Genomic DNA, 15,832 nt, shown 5'->3' on the forward strand with positions numbered 1-15,832 from the left:
GACGAAGTCCATCAGTTGGCGACCTGAACTGAATAACTGAATAGGTCGTGCGTCGAGCCGAAAACTGGGTCGGTCTGTTCGTGGTGCATCGATCACCAACTTCTCCGCTCAGTCAGTATTCGCAACGATCCAAACGTTGCTTTCAGACCGGCCAGATGCGATTTCATGTCCCCAATACCGAGGTGAATAATCCAGGCCCATACATCACAGATCCTTATGCACAGTTGATTGTTTGGCAGCAAGCGGCGTCTTCTTGAAGCGGCGCAGCTTGTAATAACCAAACCCGGCAATCAAAACGCCTACTGAAGCCAATACCACCGGCCCAGTCGAGCCGCCGGCAGCCGTCACCGCGCCACCGCCAACGTTAGGGTTCTCCATGGTGATGGTTTGACTGGTGGTATTGGACAAATTAAAGGCCTTCAGGCTGACCTTAAACTCCATCACATCATAAGCACCGGCGCCACCGTCGTATTGGCGCACATAACCAGTGCCCACGGTGCCGTATTGGTTGCCTTCGTTCCATTTGCCACCGTAAAAGGTGACAGCTTGAGCGGCACCGCCTGTGGTCAATTGCGATTGTTGCGGCATATTATTCGACCAAACAAACACATGCTGGCCGCCGATGGTGAAGTTGTAATCGCCATAACCAGGCATTGGCATATTGGGATTCATCTTGACGTAAACATAAACGTCATCGCCTTGGGTGACCATGGCCATTTGATTCTTGTTGCCTGACAGGACAGTTTTTTGAATGTCTTGCCAATCGGCGAATTCACCGTCGATGCTCAAGCCTAAGTTGTCATTGTTGTGATTCTGATCGCCGCCGTGTGGATCGGCATCGCCTTTGTCGGTCACAACCCCATTGCTGGAAACGTTGGAACTGGAACTGGTGCTTGAACTCGAGCTGGCACTGGAACTAGCGCTGGCAGCGCTGCTGGTACTGGCGGCATTGGTATCGGTATTGGCACCAGTGCTGCCCACCGTGGTTTTGACGAGTTGACCACCTAAGCCGGCACTGCCAAGGTTGAAACTGATTGCATCCCCGACTTTCGTATCGCTGGCGCCGAGCTTGCTTAAGTCCAGCTGCATCTCAACAGTGGAGTAATCGGTTTTATAGTTACCATCAGCTTTGCTGCGGGTGATTTGCGCGGTACCGACTGGGGTCTGGGCACTGTAAACGGTGGCTGAGCCTTGCGCAATCGTGTCACCATTACCTAAGTTGATCTGGTAGTAGGTGTGGTTGCCCACTTGCAATGTGTACTGCCAATTTGGAATGGCATTATTGCGCTGATTACCATGCGCTTGAATATAGATATCGATATGCTGCGTATCAGCAGCAATCTTCACCAAATTCATGGCGTCTTCAGAATAGCCGACTTTAGCAGCCGGGTATTGGGCCCAGTCGCCATATTGACCATCAATGGTGACACTTGTCGCGGCTTGAGTCGCATGCTGCGGAAAAGCAAAAACCGCCCCTATGGCCAGTGCCGCTGCCGCTAACAATAAATGATGCAATTTCATATCGATTCCTCACCAACGCTCAAAGTGTGCGCCTGTTTGTCCAAAATCATCGGTTAAAGTTTTTAATATTATTTTTATTATATATTGATCTTAACCAACTTTCAATCGTTATCCGTGTAAAGTCTAGACTTTTTATTAAAGATTGCTGCGCAGCAAGTATGGCAGCGTGCGCGACGCCTCCAACGCTGATAGGAAGAAACTCGATACCAAATACCCTAACGCAATGGCAATAAACAGCAGCAACAACCGGCTTTCGCCGACGTGATTGGGTCGCAAGAACTTGTCAAAGCGCACCGCCGTCAGCAAGCGGAAGCTGATGGCGATGAATAACAAGTGCGACAACAGCGTTAACAATGATGATAAACCCATCGATGTGTACATATTGACCTCCCAAAACGGTTCTACTCTGTGAAACAAACGACATGCCTCAGTATACCATGCCGCACCCCAAGCCACCGCAGCAACCGGCTGGTGTCACGCACACAAAAAAGCGCTGAGCCACGATCGATCATGGCCCAGCACCGTTTGCCACTGGTGTTGCAGAATTATTCTTCGTTTAGTTTGACATTCAATACCGTGGCCGGGTCTTGATCGATACTTGGCGTGTGGCCGGCTGGCGTCATCACGTTGGTCAATTCGACCCCATCCACGCACGCCATTTCGATCGCCTTGGCGTCGCCGCCATCGACAACTAAATTCGCCAGGCGGATGTTTTTGAGATAATGCGCCGGGTCATCAAAGCCCACCAGCTTCACCGCCGGCTGTCTGCCGCCGATCTTGGTATCGATCACGGTAATATCGCGGATTTCCGGCCGGGTTGGTGCCGGCTCGCCATCAGCATTGTAATCAACACTTTGCACCGTGAAAGAATCCAAATCACAATCTTGCACCAGCACCTGCTTGATGTAACCGCCGCGGTCCTTGTGCGCCTTAAGCTGCACGCCGAGTTTGGTGTGATGCACGGTGCAATCGCGGATCAGCACGTCTTGCACACCGCCGGATTGCTCCGAGCCGATTGCCAGGCCATGACCGCCTAAGATATCCAAATCAAACACCTGCACACCCACGGTTGGAATCGCTAAGCTGGCCCCTTCCGGATTCTTGCCAGACTTAATCGCGATGCAATCATCCCCGGTGTCAAAAGTCGTGTCAAAAATCATACAATGGCGGCTGGAATCCGGATCCCAGCCGTCACCATTGTCCACACCGCGTGATTGGATATGCAAACCGTGAGACGTGATTGTGTCACAATAGATCATGTGAATGGTCCAAGCCGGCGGATCGGCAATCGTCAAACCTGCCAGTTCCACGTTGTGACACTGCGACAAGTTGATCAAACGCCCGCGCACCCGCCGCCCTGGCCGGCCGTCAGACAAATACTGTGGATACCGGCTGACGTCTGAGTAACGCTCGCGTTGGGCGTCGCCTAAGGCCGTACCGCCGCCGCGGATCGTCCCGGAACCGACGATGCGCAAATCGTGGCACGCCACGCGCGAGCGGTCGCCAGTATCGATCACCCCAGCGTTGATCAAACTGGCAAAGCACTTCATCTCCCAACCTTCATATCGCGATTGGATCAACCCGGCATAAGGATCGTCGCCAGCCGCAGCAGGTTGCAGATAATCATCAGGATCACTGGTACCTTGCAGTACCCCGTCGACTTGCAGCGTCATATCGCTGTGCAAATAAAGCGCCCCGCTTAACACCGCGGCCCCTTTTGGCAGCCACACACAATCGCCAGGTTGGGCATCATCGATGGCTTGTTGTAAGGCTTGAGTCGCCTTTGTTTGGCCAGTGGGATCGACTGAATATGGCGGCTTTAGCACATCGATCACCGTTTGCGCCAGCGGCGTGATGAAGTTGATTTCTGCGTTGACGCCAGCACCAATGGCGCGCACGCCGATACGGTATTCGTGATGCGGCAAAAGCCCCACCAAGGTGACATGGGTTTGGCGCGCCTTGCGCATCACAGGTGCGATTGGTCCGCCAAATACCGCGTAACCTTGTGCTTGTGGTACCTTGTCCCACACCAATGTCACCGTCGTTGGCGCAAGCGTCGCCGGGGCGATCCTTAAACCGGTAAATTCTGCCATCTCAGTCTGCCTCCAAATATTCTGCCAAATCGTTTCCCTATCGATTAGCAACTGGTAATTAACACCCTCAGCCGCCAATCATAGCACATGCACGCTTCATGGGCGACCCGTCCATGAAGCGTTTGCATCAGCACCATTATGCCACAATCGAATTATGACGCAATTACAGAACCTGCTCAACTCAAGTTTGTTGGCAAAATAAATGGCAGTCAAACGCCTTGCGCTTGACTGCCACTGTTATCTTGGACATGTGCAAACACACGATCGGCCTACCCACCATCGTGTATTCGTGCGGCAGGCTATGCTTGCTATTGCCTGCCATCGTATTCAATTAAGTACTCAGCAGCTAATGCCAGCTGCCAAGGATCTGCTTACGTCCTGGGTTTGCCTGGGGTTGTTATGGACACAGGCTTCATCGCGACAGCGCGCTTGACGCTCTGGACGAGCGGAGCCGCAACAAGCTCAGCGCTTGTTACCAGATCGGCTCCGTTTAAGGTTTGGGGTTCAGACAAGCTTGGCCTTCGCGAGTCTCCGCACCTTCACATCCGCAATGTTAAGATACCATACCCGTGCATTTAATGCAAGCGCTTCATCGCCAATTTACCAAACATTTACAAAGCACAGAAATTCGTGTAATCCCGCTTTGCCTCGTATAATCAAGACAAAGGAAAAGGAGGAAAATTCTATGGCAAAAAAGTCCCCCAAACTACTGCTTCAAGGCATCGTTGACCGGCCCAAAACCTTGCTGGTCATTGACCGTTTTGCAACAGTGTCAACGCTTGAAGTGTTGTTCATCCGCGTGTACGCAATGAAAGTCGGTCGCCATCGCACCACAAAACCACCGATGGAAACCGTGGCTGTGGCGATCACCCCGAAGCTGGTGAACGCCAATCAGCCGATTCGCTATGCCAATACCATCACGGTGCAAGGCGACTTGCAAGAAGTGCTGGTGATTCCGCATGCCCAAGACGCTAAAGCTGTCCAACACCTGCTTAAAGCCAATCGGGCCAAGCTCTTGCAGTTGCAAGCGACTTGGTTTGCCCACGATGTCGCACGGTTTGCCGGTGCCGATAAGTTCCACAAGAAGTTGGCCAATATCACCGCCAACTGGCCTGAAGGCTCGCTGCAATTGGCCGATTATCAGCGCAAAGTCCGCGATCTGGCGGGGCCTTATAGTGAACTGGCTGATCGGCGCTTGACAGCGATGCAAGCCCACCAGCGCAAATTTAACGCACAAACCCAAGCGGCATTGATGGGCCGAGCCATTCCGTTGTTGCTGATTGCCAAGCCGCGCCTACATGTGCTGACCAATTCAGATTATGCACGGCCGCAACGCGCCCGCGACGCCGTGGATGTTACGCAGTCGCGCAAGCCGGCATACCTGCAACAACAGGCGCGTGAGATCATGTTGGATTATCAATATGCGCAAGCTAACCACTTGCCCTTGTCTGGCAAAACCACCCCGCTAAGCGACGCCGAGCTGGCCCAGTGGCAGCGCCAATTGAATGTCGAGTATTTTAACTAAACTGCCAACGCCACGCAAAAACGCCCTCAAACTTAATTGAGAGCGTTTTGGACTGGGCAAGGCTACTTGCCGGTCTTGACGTGGATCCGGTTGATGGCACGCTGCAAGGCCACTTGGGCGCGCTGCAACTCGTCGGCATCAGCGTGAGACTTCGCGTCTTCGATGCGGCGTTCGGCCCGATCACGCGCCGCTTGGGCCCGGGTCAAGTCGATGTCGCGTTCACGTTCGGCGGAATCGGCCACGATGGAAGCGACATTATCGCTCATTTCCATGAAGCCGCCGTTAACCGCGATCACGTCTTCGTGACCCGGGTTATCGGTTCGGCGCACCCGTACTTCGCCGATCACTAGTGGCGCAACGATCGGTTCGTGGTTGGCCATGATTCCCAGTTCGCCTGCGATCGTTTTAACAACGACCATGTCGGCATGGTGATCATAAACCAACCCATTAGGCGTGACGATGTTTACTGTAACAACGTTGGAAAGTTCAGCCATAAGCTACCCCTCCTTAGTTTGCTGCAGCTTGCAAATCGTCAGATGCCGTTTCAGCCGGGGTATAGCCCAGCTTCTTCGCCTTTTCGATTACGTCATCGATGCCGCCAACCAAACGGAAGGCTTCTTCTGGGTAATCGTCAAACTTACCATCCAAGATCATCTTGAAGTCCTTGACGGTTTCTTCAACTGGCACGTACTTCCCTGGCAAGCCAGTGAAGCGTTCGGCAACAGAGAAGGATTGTGACAAGAAGTTCTGGATCCGACGCGCACGGGCAACGGTGATCTTCTCATCATCAGACAACTCGTCCATCCCTAAGATGGAAATGATGTCTTGCAGTTCCTTATAACGTTGCAGGACCTGTTGGACTTTCATGGCCACATCATAGTGTTCTTGGCCGACAATTTCAGGCGATAGGGCACTAGAAGTGGATTCCAGCGGATCAACGGCTGGGTAGATCCCTTGTTGCGTCAAGCGGCGTTCCAAGTTAGTGGTGGCATCCAAATGGGCGAAAGTCGTGGCAGGCGCCGGGTCGGTGTAGTCATCGGCAGGCACGTAAATGGCTTGGATGGAAGTAACAGAGCCCTTCTTGGTCGACGTGATCCGTTCCTGCAACTGACCCATTTCAGTAGCCAGCGTTGGCTGATAACCAACGGCAGAAGGAATCCGGCCCAGCAAGGCAGAAACTTCAGAACCAGCCTGCGTGAAGCGGAAAATGTTGTCGATAAACAACAGCACATCTTGACCTTCGACGTCACGGAAGTATTCCGCAATCGTCAAACCAGTCAGCGCCACACGCATCCGGGCACCAGGCGGCTCGTTCATCTGACCAAACACCATGGCCGTGTTCTTTAACACGCCAGAACCTTGCATTTCAAAATACAAGTCGTTCCCTTCACGGGTCCGTTCGCCGACACCAGTAAATACTGAAATGCCGCCGTGTTCTTCGGCGATGTTATGGATCAATTCCTGAATCAAAACGGTTTTGCCGACACCGGCACCACCGAACAACCCAACTTTCCCCCCACGAAGGTAAGGTTCAAGCAAGTCGATGACTTTGATCCCAGTTTCCAGGATCTCACTTGTGGTGCTGAGGTCTTCAAAAGCTGGAGATTCTCTGTGGATAGGGTCGCGTCGGTGATCAGCCGGAAATTCCGGACCGTTATCGATCGTATCACCCAAGACATTAAACACTCGGCCGAGCGTGTCTTTACCAACAGGCACGGAGATAGGGCCACCAGTATCGGTGACGACCATCCCGCGTTGCAAACCATCAGTAGAGTCCATCGCAACGGTCCGCAATACGCCATCGCCTAACTGCAAAGAAACTTCAAGCACTAATTGCTTGTCGGAGTTCTGAACAGTTAAAGCGTTGTTGATTGCAGGAGTTTCACTGTCGCTTGGGAATTCAACGTCGACAACAGGGCCGATCACTTGCACGATTTTACCAGTACTATTACTCAATGAAATCGTCCTCCCTGTTGTGTAGATTCGAGCTTATGCTCGTTGTGTTCTTGATTGCGCCATGTGCAAACGCAGCGTCGAGCTGCAGCTCTGGGTTTATCGTCGAGCTGCGCAAAGCGACGCGGCGTGATATAAGCTGTGACGCCGCCAGGGCAAGGACCGCCCATGCGTCATCCCATCTTATATCAACCGCTAAAACCACTTTGCTCCGCTCTGGTTTCCTCGAGCTGCGCAGCCCAACGCTCTGGTTTTATTCCAGCGCGTTGGCACCACCGACGATTTCGGTAATCTCGGTGGTGATGGCGGCTTGACGCGCACGGTTATATGTGACTGACAAGCGCGAAATCAGGTCATTGGCGTTATCAGTGGCAGACTTCATCGCAGTCGTCGAAGCGGCATGTTCCGCCGTTTTGGCATCCATGATCGAACCGAAGATCAAACTTTCTGCGTACTGCGGCAGAATAGCCTCAAGCACAGCGTCTGGATCTGGTTCAGTCAAATAATCGATATGCTTGTCTGCCACTTCAGAAACGTCAAGATCTGAAATCGGCAGCATCTTCTCGGCACGAAAGGCGCTGGTCAAGGAGTTGACATGGTGGTTGTAGCAAACATAAAGCTCGTCGAACACACCAGAATCAAACATCGTAACCGCCGTCTTGACGATCTCACGAACTTCATTGAACGTCGGAATGTCAGAAACACCACGATATTCATAAGCGAGATCGACGCCGCGGGCCTTGAAGAAGTCAGCCCCGGTACCGCCGACAGCTAAGATACAATATTCGTCAGGCGACTTGTGGTCGTCTTGGATCATTTGCATCATGGCCTTCAAGATCGTGGAGTTGTAAGCCCCCACCAACCCGCGATCAGAGGTGATCACGAGGTAGCCGGTTTTCTTGACTTCACGTTCTTGCAACAAGCTGGCCACTTTGAAGCCTTGCTTGTTGTCGGTTTTACCACTAGATTGCATCGCTTCGATCTGCAACAATTGAGCCGCAGCTAAGTGCGTCACGATTTCGCGAACTTTAGTGGCATATACCTGGTAGTTGCCGGCGCGTTTTTCGATTTGTGAAAGCTTGGCCCCGGAAACCATTTGCATGGCTTGCGTGATCTGGCCAGTTTTCTTCGTCGAAGCGATTTGACGCTTGATATCCATTAATGATTCAGCCATGTGGCACCTCCTTATTTCTCGGTGCTGGCAGTGAACCCATTGGCGAAGGCCTTGATGGCATCATCGAAAGAATCGCCTTCAGGCAGCTTGCCGGTGGTCTTAATGGTATTCAGGTCGTCGGCGTCGTTGGAGTCTAAGTAGTCGGCTAAGCCGGCTTCAAAGCTTGCAATGTCATCGATCGCCACGGCATCAAGATAGCCATGGGTCAAGGCATACAAGGAAGCGACTTGGTATTGCACAGGCATTGGCTTGTGCACAGGCTGCTTAAGGACTTCAACCGTCCGCCGGCCACGGTTCAACTTGGCTTGCGTTTGGGCATCCAAGTCAGAACCGAATTGCGTGAAGGCTTCAAGTTCACGGAAGGACGCAAGGTCCAAACGCAACGTCCCAGCAACCTTCTTCATCGCCTTGATCTGCGCATCACCACCAACACGGGAAACGGAAGACCCGGCATCAATGGCCGGACGCGTCCCAGAATAGAACAGATCACTTTGTAAGAAGATCTGCCCATCGGTGATAGAGATGACGTTGGTCGGGATGTAAGCGGAGATATCCCCAGCTTGCGTTTCGATGATCGGCAAAGCCGTCATGGACCCGCCGCCTAATTCATCAGACAATTTCGCCGCACGTTCCAACAAACGGGAATGCGTGTAGAAAATGTCCCCAGGATAGGCTTCACGACCTGGTGCACGCCGCAGCAACAGGGATAATTCACGATAAGCAGTCGCTTGCTTGGTCAGATCATCATAAACGATCAGGACATGCTTGCCGTTATACATGAACTCTTCACCCATCGCAGCGCCGGCATAAGGGGCGATGTAAAGCATTGGCGCAGGTTCAGAAGGACCCGCAGTCAACACAATGGTGTAATCCATTGCACCATACTTCTTCAAGGTTTCAACTTGTGTGCGGACCGTTGAGTCCTTCTGGCCAATGGCCACGTACACACAGATCATATCTTGATCTTTCTGGTTGATAATGGTGTCGATGGCAATCGACGTTTTACCAGTCTTACGATCGCCGATGATCAACTCACGCTGACCACGACCGATCGGGACTAAGGCGTCGATCGCCTTCAAGCCGGTTTGCAACGGTTCAGTAACAGACTGACGCTGCATAACACCTGGTGCCTTGACTTCGATAGGGCGAGTCTTCGTGGTTGCAATAGGACCTTGGCCATCAACTGGTTGACCCAACGAGTTGACAACGCGACCGATCATCGCTTCGCCAACAGGGACTTCCATGATGCGGCCGGTACGCTTAACTTGGTCGCCTTCGTGAATGTCATCAAAATTCCCGAGAATAATGATACCAACATCATTACTTTCCAGGTTTTGGGCCATCCCGTATGAGCCGTTGCTAAATTGCAATAATTCACTAGCCATCGCGTTTTCGAGGCCGGTCGCACGGGCGATCCCATCACCAACGTAGGTGACGGTGCCGACTTCTTCAACATCGAGGTCATCTTGATAGTTTTCAAGTTGTTTTTTGATCAGAGAACTGATTTCCTCAGTCTTGATGCTCATCCGGTTCACCTCTTTAACTTCTACTATTTCGCTAACAATGCGCGGCGTAATTTGGTCATGCGCGTCTGCACCGTACCGTCAACGACGACTTGGCGCGTCTGCACTAAGACCCCGCCAATGACCGTCGGATCCACTTGCGGATCCAGCCGGACTTGCTTGGCGGCAAAACGCTTGGCGATTGCTTGGCTTAACGCCTGTTGTTGTGCGTCAGTTAACGGCACGGCAGTTGTCACTGTTGCGTCTAATTGGCCGATGGCATCAGCGTAGCGCTGCTGATAATCTGCAATAATTGCAGGCAAAGCAGCAATGCGCCCATACTCAAAAGTAACCTGTAACAAGTTGGCAACTAAACTGGAAGCCTCGGATTTCAAGGTGTCCAGCAGGTGTTGCTTGTCTTTGATCGCCACGGTCTTGGCACTTAACGTTTCCAACAGGGTTGGGTTTTGCGCAATGATTTCATTCATTGCGGCGAGCTCTTCTGCGACGCTTGCTAAAGCGGCGGAATCTTGTGCTGCTTCAAACAAGGCGCGGGCATAACGCGGTGCTACAACAGCATTAGTGAGTGCCATTGGCATCACCTAAGCCTTTGATGTAGCTGTCGATCAAGGATTGTTGATCGTCCGCATCCAGTTCCTTGCCGATGATCTTGCTGGCAATTGCCAGTGAGAGTTCGGCAACATCATCTTTAGCGCTGTTCAAGGCATCTTTGCGCTGTTGCGCGATATCTTGTTGGGCGTTTTGCTTCAGCGTTGTCACCTCTTGGTTGGCAGCATCCACAATGGATTGACGTTGCTTTTCACCGTTTTCCTTCGCGGTAGACACGATTTTAACGGCATCGGCTTGGGAGTTTTTGAGCTCGGCTTGGCGCTTTTCAGCCAGCGCCTGGGCTTCAGTGCGCGCGTTTTCGGCGTAGTCTAAATCATTGTTGATCTTCGTTGCGCGTTCGCTCATCATCTTGGTGACAGGCTTCCATGCGAACTTTGCGACAAGCGCGATCAAACAAATGAAAGTGACCAGCAGAAACAGCATATCACCTAATGAAGCCATGATTTAGCCACTCCCTTCCAGTCGAGCAGCGCAAAGCAGCGGGCTTGCGTGTAAGTCAGCCCTAAATTCGCCTTGCTCTGCTCTGTGCTTTGTATTACTTGGTCATCAACATGAAAGCAACAACGATGGAAAGGATCGGGACGGCTTCGATCAAACCAACACCGATAAACATCGTGGAACGCAATTGACCAGAAGCTTCAGGCTGGCGGGCCATCCCTTCAAGGGTCTTGGAAATAACTTGACCGTTACCATAAGAAGCGGCAAGCGCGGCGAAACCGGCTGCGATAGCTGCGGCGATATATTGCATATTCTTCTTCCTCCTATTATTCAGAAACGACCTTGTGTGATGTATAAACCATCGCAAGGGTGACAAAAATGTATGCTTGGATTGACCCAATGAAAACTGAGAACCCTTGCCAGACCATTTCCAGCAAAAAGCCCACAATGAAGCTCGTTGGACCACCCATTCCTGAGAACGCGAACTGGCGGATCAATAGTACCAGCACTTCGCCGGCAAAGATGTTCCCGTAAAGACGCATGGACAACGTCACGAAGTTGGTAAACTCTTCGATGATGTTGATCGGTAACAAGAACGGTACCGGCGAAATGTATCCCTTAAGGTAACCTTTAAAGCCCTTGAACACAACGCCAAAGTAATGAGACATGACCAACACCAGCATCGCCAAGCTCATCGTGACGACTGGATCAGCAGTTGGGGAACGGAACCATGTCTTGCCTCCTGCATCGTATTGCAAGAACAACCCAATTTGGTTGTTGATGAAGACAAACAAGAATAAGACAAAAGCCAGCAATCCAAATCGATTGCCTTCACGTCCCGGCATCTGCTGTTTCACGATTCCGTTTGTGAAATCAATGACCCATTCTAAGACGTTCTGTTTTCCAACCGGTCGCAGTTGCGGCTTGCGGGATAACCAAAACACCAACAAGAATGTCAGCACTGCAGTAACCAGAATGCCGATGTCATTCGTCAGATTAAACGTTAGCCCAAACAATTTGACATAGGGATAACTTTCGTTCACAGAATTCACCTCCTTAACCGAAGCAATACGGTCTACGTGTCGTCAACAATTTTGGCAGCGCGGATCAGCATTGTTTCTAAAATCATGGATACTTGGATACATATCCTTTAAAACACAACCATTACTCTATCACCAAACGCCGCAAAAGACAAAGCCTCGTGTGAGTTTTTTACTGGTCGGACCGCCCATTTTTCAAAGTTATTTTCACATTACCTTCAGTTCGGCTGCAAATTCGCAAATTCAACTCAACCGCGCCGTTGCGGCACATGTGCAAACTTGGCGGGGCTTTCATTCTGCCAACCTCACGCAAGGCGGGTTTAGAATTCGGTTTCATTCCATTTTCGGCACAAGGTGATACCCCTGCTTTCATCTGTTCCATTTCGTCTGTAGTTCTGTGCCTAACGTCTTGGCTTCTGGTTCAACTGACCCGGACAAGCGACAAGCAGCGATTGAGATTGTCTGTATTCACTCAGCACAAAGACACCTGGTGCGGACCGGCAATGGCAAACGGAGGCAGCTGGGACTACGGCCAAATGGCGTCCGCCTCAGCTGCCCCCGTTTGCCATTTCCGCCAAAGCCCTATCAGCTTCGACATTTCGTCAATTGAGGTATTGATCTAAACCTATGTTGCCTGCTTTCATGAGGTCGGACAGGTATTGCGGAGTGCCGCGGGGCAAGCGTCGGTCAGGCCGTTAGTCGGAAAACGCGCGCCCTCTGCGCGGTTGCAGACGGCCGCACCGCCTGCGCCGACGCTTGCCCCACGACACGAAGCAATACCTGTCCGGGCCTTAACGACTGAGGTCTCGTCGAGCTGTGCAGCCCAACGCGATCGCGGATAAGTCGTGACGCCGCCAAGGCAAAAAACGCTTTTGCGTCATCTCGCCTTATCCACATCGCTAAGTGCGGGCTGCTTCGCTTTGGTTACAAAAAGCTGCCTCCCTATAATATAGGAAAGCAGCTATCAGAAATTACTTCGTACCGAATAACCGGTCACCGGCATCGCCTAGACCTGGCACAATATAGCCATTCTCATTGAGGTGATCATCAAGCGCGGCGGCATAAATGTCAACGTCTGGATGAGCCTCTTGCACAGCTTTGACCCCTTCAGGCGCTGCCACCAATACGACTAAGCGCATTGATTGGGCGCCGCGCTTCTTCAGCGCTTCGATGGCCATGTTCGCAGAACCGCCAGTGGCCAGCATCGGATCAACAATGATCAAATCACGCTGATCGATATCAGTTGGCATTTTGACAAAGTATTCGTGCGGCTTCAAGGTCTTCTCGTCACGATACATGCCGATGTGGCCGACTTTGGCAGCTGGGATCAATTCCAGCACCCCGTCGACCATGCCTAACCCAGCACGCAAAATCGGTACTACGGCCAGTTTCTTGCCTGAGAGTTCTTTTTGAATCGTTTTGCCCATTGGCGTCTCGATTTCAACGTCTTCCAACGGTAAGTCTCGGGTGATCTCATAAACCATCAGCTCGGCGATTTCGTTGGCGATCTGACGGAACTCCTTAGTCCCAGCGTGCTTGTCCCGGATCAAGGTCAACTTGTGTTGGATCAACGGGTGATTCAAAACCGTAAATTTGCCCATGCAAAAGGTCCTCCTTCTATTTTAGCGCATCAGCGCAAAACCTTATCTATGATAAGGGATAGTTGGCGGTTAGCGCAAGGGCTGATTGCCGAATCTCATCAAGTTTTTCTTGATTCTCACGATTGGCGATCGCCGCCGAGATCAATTTGCCTACTTGACGGCAATCTTCTTCCTTAAAACCGCGCGTGGTAATCGCGGCAGTGCCGATGCGCACGCCAGAGGTTTTGAACGGGCCGTTCTGCTCGCCTGGCACCTGATTCTTGTTGCAGGTAATGTCTACTGTATCCAACAAATCTTGCACATCGCGGCCGGTCACACCATAACCGGTGACATCTAACAACACCATATGGTTGTCGCTGCCGCCAGAGATCATCTTCAAATGCGGATCTTCGGCAAAAGCTTCACACATCGCTTGCATGTTCTTGACGATTTGTTTGGCGTAATCGCTGAATTCCGGCCGCAGTGCTTCGCCTAATGCCACAGCTTTAGCGGCAATGACATGCTCCAGCGGGCCGCCTTGGATGCCAGGGAACACCGCAGAGTTGATGGTCTTGCCATATTGCGCCTTGGCCAAGATCATCCCGCCGCGCGGGCCGCGCAAGGTCTTGTGAGTGGTAGTGGTCACCACATCAGCGTACGCCACTGGGTTCATGTGCACCCCGCCGGCAACCAGCCCGGCGATGTGGGCCATGTCGACCATTAAGAATGCGCCGATGTGATCGGCAATATCGCGGAACTTGCTGAAGTCGATCTTGCGGCTGTATGCCGAAGCGCCAGCCACGATCAGCTTCGGATGGATCTCTTCGGCCATGGCGCGGATCTGGTCATAATCCAAACGTCCGGTTTCTGGATCCAAGCCATAATGGTAGAAGTGATACGTTTGGCCAGAGAAACTCACCGCAGCCCCGTGCGTCAAGTGACCGCCATCGGTCAGATCCATGGCCAACACCTTATCGCCATCTTCAAGAAACGCCCGATAAGCGGCCATGTTGGCGCCGGAGCCGGAATGCGGTTGAACGTTAGCATATTCGGCACCGAAAAGCTGCTTGGCGCGGTCAATAGCCAGTTGTTCCACCACATCAATATACTGGTTGCCACCATAGTAACGGTGGCCGGGGTAGCCTTCGGAATACTTATTGGTCAACACTGAGCCTTGCGCCGCACGAACGGCCGGGCTGACGATGTTTTCTGAAGCGATCAATTCAATGTTGTGCTGCTGGCGTAATTCCTCGTCATGAATGGCGGTAAACACTTCTGGATCGTAGTTTGTATAGTCCAAGCTAAAATTCCCCTTTCTGAAAGTATTCACAGTATACCAGAACTATTTTACATTTGCAGGGTTAAAATGTTCGTTCCCAGCAGATTTTAATAGACGGTTCATGTAAGCGGCACCGAGTCCTTCAGCTGGAAAGGCTTGCGCCAACACCAAGGTCACTGTCGGATGCAAATCAAACCACCGCAAGCCATCAAACAAGTGATGGGTGGCTTGCTTAATGCCGGTACCAAGGCTGTACTGCGGGATGCTGGTCGGCACATCGGCCAACACCGCATCAGTGGCCATGACGCCATAAGCTTGACCTTGTTGCGCCGCCCAAGTTAAAGCTTGCGGAAATTGGGTAACATCATCGACGATCACCACTTGCGCGCTTGGAGCATAATGTTTGTATTTCATTCCTGGGGCTTTGGGGGTTTCGTTGGCGCCAACGTGATGCATTTCCGAATCCACGACCCCGACAAAAGGCGCCAATTCTTTGGGCCCGATCGCGCCTGGCCGCAAAATCGCCGGTGGCGTCACCGTCAGATCCAACACCGTAGATTCAACGCCGACTTGAGTTTCACCATCGTCTAAAACCCCGGCGATTTCCCCATCAAAATCATGCAGCACATGTTCTGGTTTGGTCGGACTTGGCTTGCCTGACTTGTTAGCAGACGGCCCTACGATCGGCACGCCGGCTTCATGGATCAAAGCCCGAGTCAATTTATTCTCCGGCATCCGAAACGCTGCGGTGCTTAAGCCGCCGGTGACGGTTTTAGACAAACTGCCTGGGTGAATGTTTAAGATGATCGTTAGCGGCCCTGGCCAGAATTGATCCATCAACTTGCTGGCAGCTGGTGTGATATCAGCGTATTGCGCGACCATCTTACGGTCATCAACTGTCACGATCAACGGATTGTCGCTGGGGCGGCCTTTGGTGGTGTAGACACTTCTGGCGGCGGCTTCGTTAGTCGCATCAGCGCCTAAGCCATAAACTGTTTCAGTGGGAAAAGCGACCAACTGCCCGGCTCGCAAAGCTTTGGCAGCTTCTGGAATCGTGGCTTCAGTAAAGCGTTTAGTTTCCATATTAGTGATCCTTT

At 52.0% G+C, this 15,832-nt stretch carries 15 protein-coding genes; 1 reads left to right on the forward strand and 14 read right to left on the reverse strand.

What is annotated here, in order from left to right:
* Positions 1–204 precede the first annotated feature (204 nt).
* From ACGG90_RS12205 to ACGG90_RS12215, 3 genes are all read right to left on the reverse strand, one after another.
* Positions 205–1,521 carry a Firmicu-CTERM sorting domain-containing protein gene (locus ACGG90_RS12205; protein WP_390409790.1) on the reverse strand — a complete coding sequence of 439 codons (1,317 nt, stop codon included), beginning with the start codon at positions 1,519–1,521 and terminating at the stop codon, positions 205–207.
* A 135-nt stretch (positions 1,522–1,656) separates the two neighbouring features.
* Positions 1,657–1,902, reverse strand: coding sequence for a DUF1146 family protein (locus ACGG90_RS12210; protein WP_390409792.1), 246 nt, complete (start codon positions 1,900–1,902; stop codon positions 1,657–1,659).
* 164 nt (positions 1,903–2,066) lie between these two features.
* Entirely contained in the window at positions 2,067–3,614 is a 1,548-nt protein-coding gene (locus ACGG90_RS12215) for a glycosyl hydrolase family 28 protein (protein ID WP_390409794.1), read from the reverse strand.
* A 685-nt stretch (positions 3,615–4,299) separates the two neighbouring features.
* Between ACGG90_RS12215 and ACGG90_RS12220 the strand changes: the two genes are divergently transcribed.
* The gene (locus tag ACGG90_RS12220) at positions 4,300–5,139 is read left to right on the forward strand and encodes a hypothetical protein (protein WP_390409796.1); all 840 of its coding nucleotides are present in this window, start codon (positions 4,300–4,302) and stop codon (positions 5,137–5,139) included.
* Positions 5,140–5,201: 62 nt separating this feature from the next.
* Here ACGG90_RS12220 and ACGG90_RS12225 read toward each other — a convergent pair whose 3' ends face one another.
* From ACGG90_RS12225 to ACGG90_RS12275, 11 genes are all read right to left on the reverse strand, one after another.
* On the reverse strand, positions 5,202–5,633 hold the full coding sequence (locus ACGG90_RS12225; protein WP_390409798.1) for a F0F1 ATP synthase subunit epsilon: 432 nt from the start codon (positions 5,631–5,633) through the stop codon (positions 5,202–5,204).
* Positions 5,634–5,646: 13 nt separating this feature from the next.
* A complete protein-coding gene (gene atpD, locus ACGG90_RS12230) occupies positions 5,647–7,095 on the reverse strand; it encodes a F0F1 ATP synthase subunit beta (protein ID WP_390409800.1) in 1,449 nt (482 codons plus the stop codon).
* 250 nt (positions 7,096–7,345) lie between these two features.
* Positions 7,346–8,266, reverse strand: coding sequence for a F0F1 ATP synthase subunit gamma (locus ACGG90_RS12235; RefSeq protein ID WP_390409802.1), 921 nt, complete (start codon positions 8,264–8,266; stop codon positions 7,346–7,348).
* A gap of 11 nt (positions 8,267–8,277) precedes the next feature.
* Positions 8,278–9,792, reverse strand: a complete 1,515-nt coding sequence (gene atpA, locus ACGG90_RS12240; RefSeq protein WP_390409803.1) for a F0F1 ATP synthase subunit alpha — start codon at positions 9,790–9,792, stop codon at positions 8,278–8,280.
* A gap of 23 nt (positions 9,793–9,815) precedes the next feature.
* On the reverse strand, positions 9,816–10,361 hold the full coding sequence (atpH, locus tag ACGG90_RS12245; RefSeq protein WP_390409804.1) for an ATP synthase F1 subunit delta: 546 nt from the start codon (positions 10,359–10,361) through the stop codon (positions 9,816–9,818).
* Complete coding sequence (gene atpF / locus ACGG90_RS12250; protein WP_390409806.1) at positions 10,348–10,839, reverse strand: F0F1 ATP synthase subunit B; 492 nt, start codon at positions 10,837–10,839, stop codon at positions 10,348–10,350. The genes atpH and atpF overlap by 14 nt, the downstream gene beginning before the upstream one ends.
* 94 nt (positions 10,840–10,933) lie before the next feature.
* Complete coding sequence (atpE, locus tag ACGG90_RS12255; RefSeq protein WP_390409807.1) at positions 10,934–11,146, reverse strand: F0F1 ATP synthase subunit C; 213 nt, start codon at positions 11,144–11,146, stop codon at positions 10,934–10,936.
* Positions 11,147–11,162: 16 nt separating this feature from the next.
* Complete coding sequence (gene atpB / locus ACGG90_RS12260) at positions 11,163–11,879, reverse strand: F0F1 ATP synthase subunit A (RefSeq protein WP_390409809.1); 717 nt, start codon at positions 11,877–11,879, stop codon at positions 11,163–11,165.
* Positions 11,880–12,847: 968 nt separating this feature from the next.
* Positions 12,848–13,477, reverse strand: a complete 630-nt coding sequence (gene upp / locus ACGG90_RS12265; RefSeq protein ID WP_390409810.1) for a uracil phosphoribosyltransferase — start codon at positions 13,475–13,477, stop codon at positions 12,848–12,850.
* A gap of 46 nt (positions 13,478–13,523) precedes the next feature.
* On the reverse strand, positions 13,524–14,756 hold the full coding sequence (gene glyA / locus ACGG90_RS12270; protein WP_390409812.1) for a serine hydroxymethyltransferase: 1,233 nt from the start codon (positions 14,754–14,756) through the stop codon (positions 13,524–13,526).
* 42 nt (positions 14,757–14,798) lie between these two features.
* Positions 14,799–15,818 carry an L-threonylcarbamoyladenylate synthase gene (locus ACGG90_RS12275; protein ID WP_390409814.1) on the reverse strand — a complete coding sequence of 340 codons (1,020 nt, stop codon included), beginning with the start codon at positions 15,816–15,818 and terminating at the stop codon, positions 14,799–14,801.
* Positions 15,819–15,832 lie beyond the last annotated feature (14 nt).

Source organism: Lacticaseibacillus jixiensis (genome assembly GCF_042847315.1).
GTDB lineage: Bacteria > Bacillota > Bacilli > Lactobacillales > Lactobacillaceae > Lacticaseibacillus > Lacticaseibacillus jixiensis.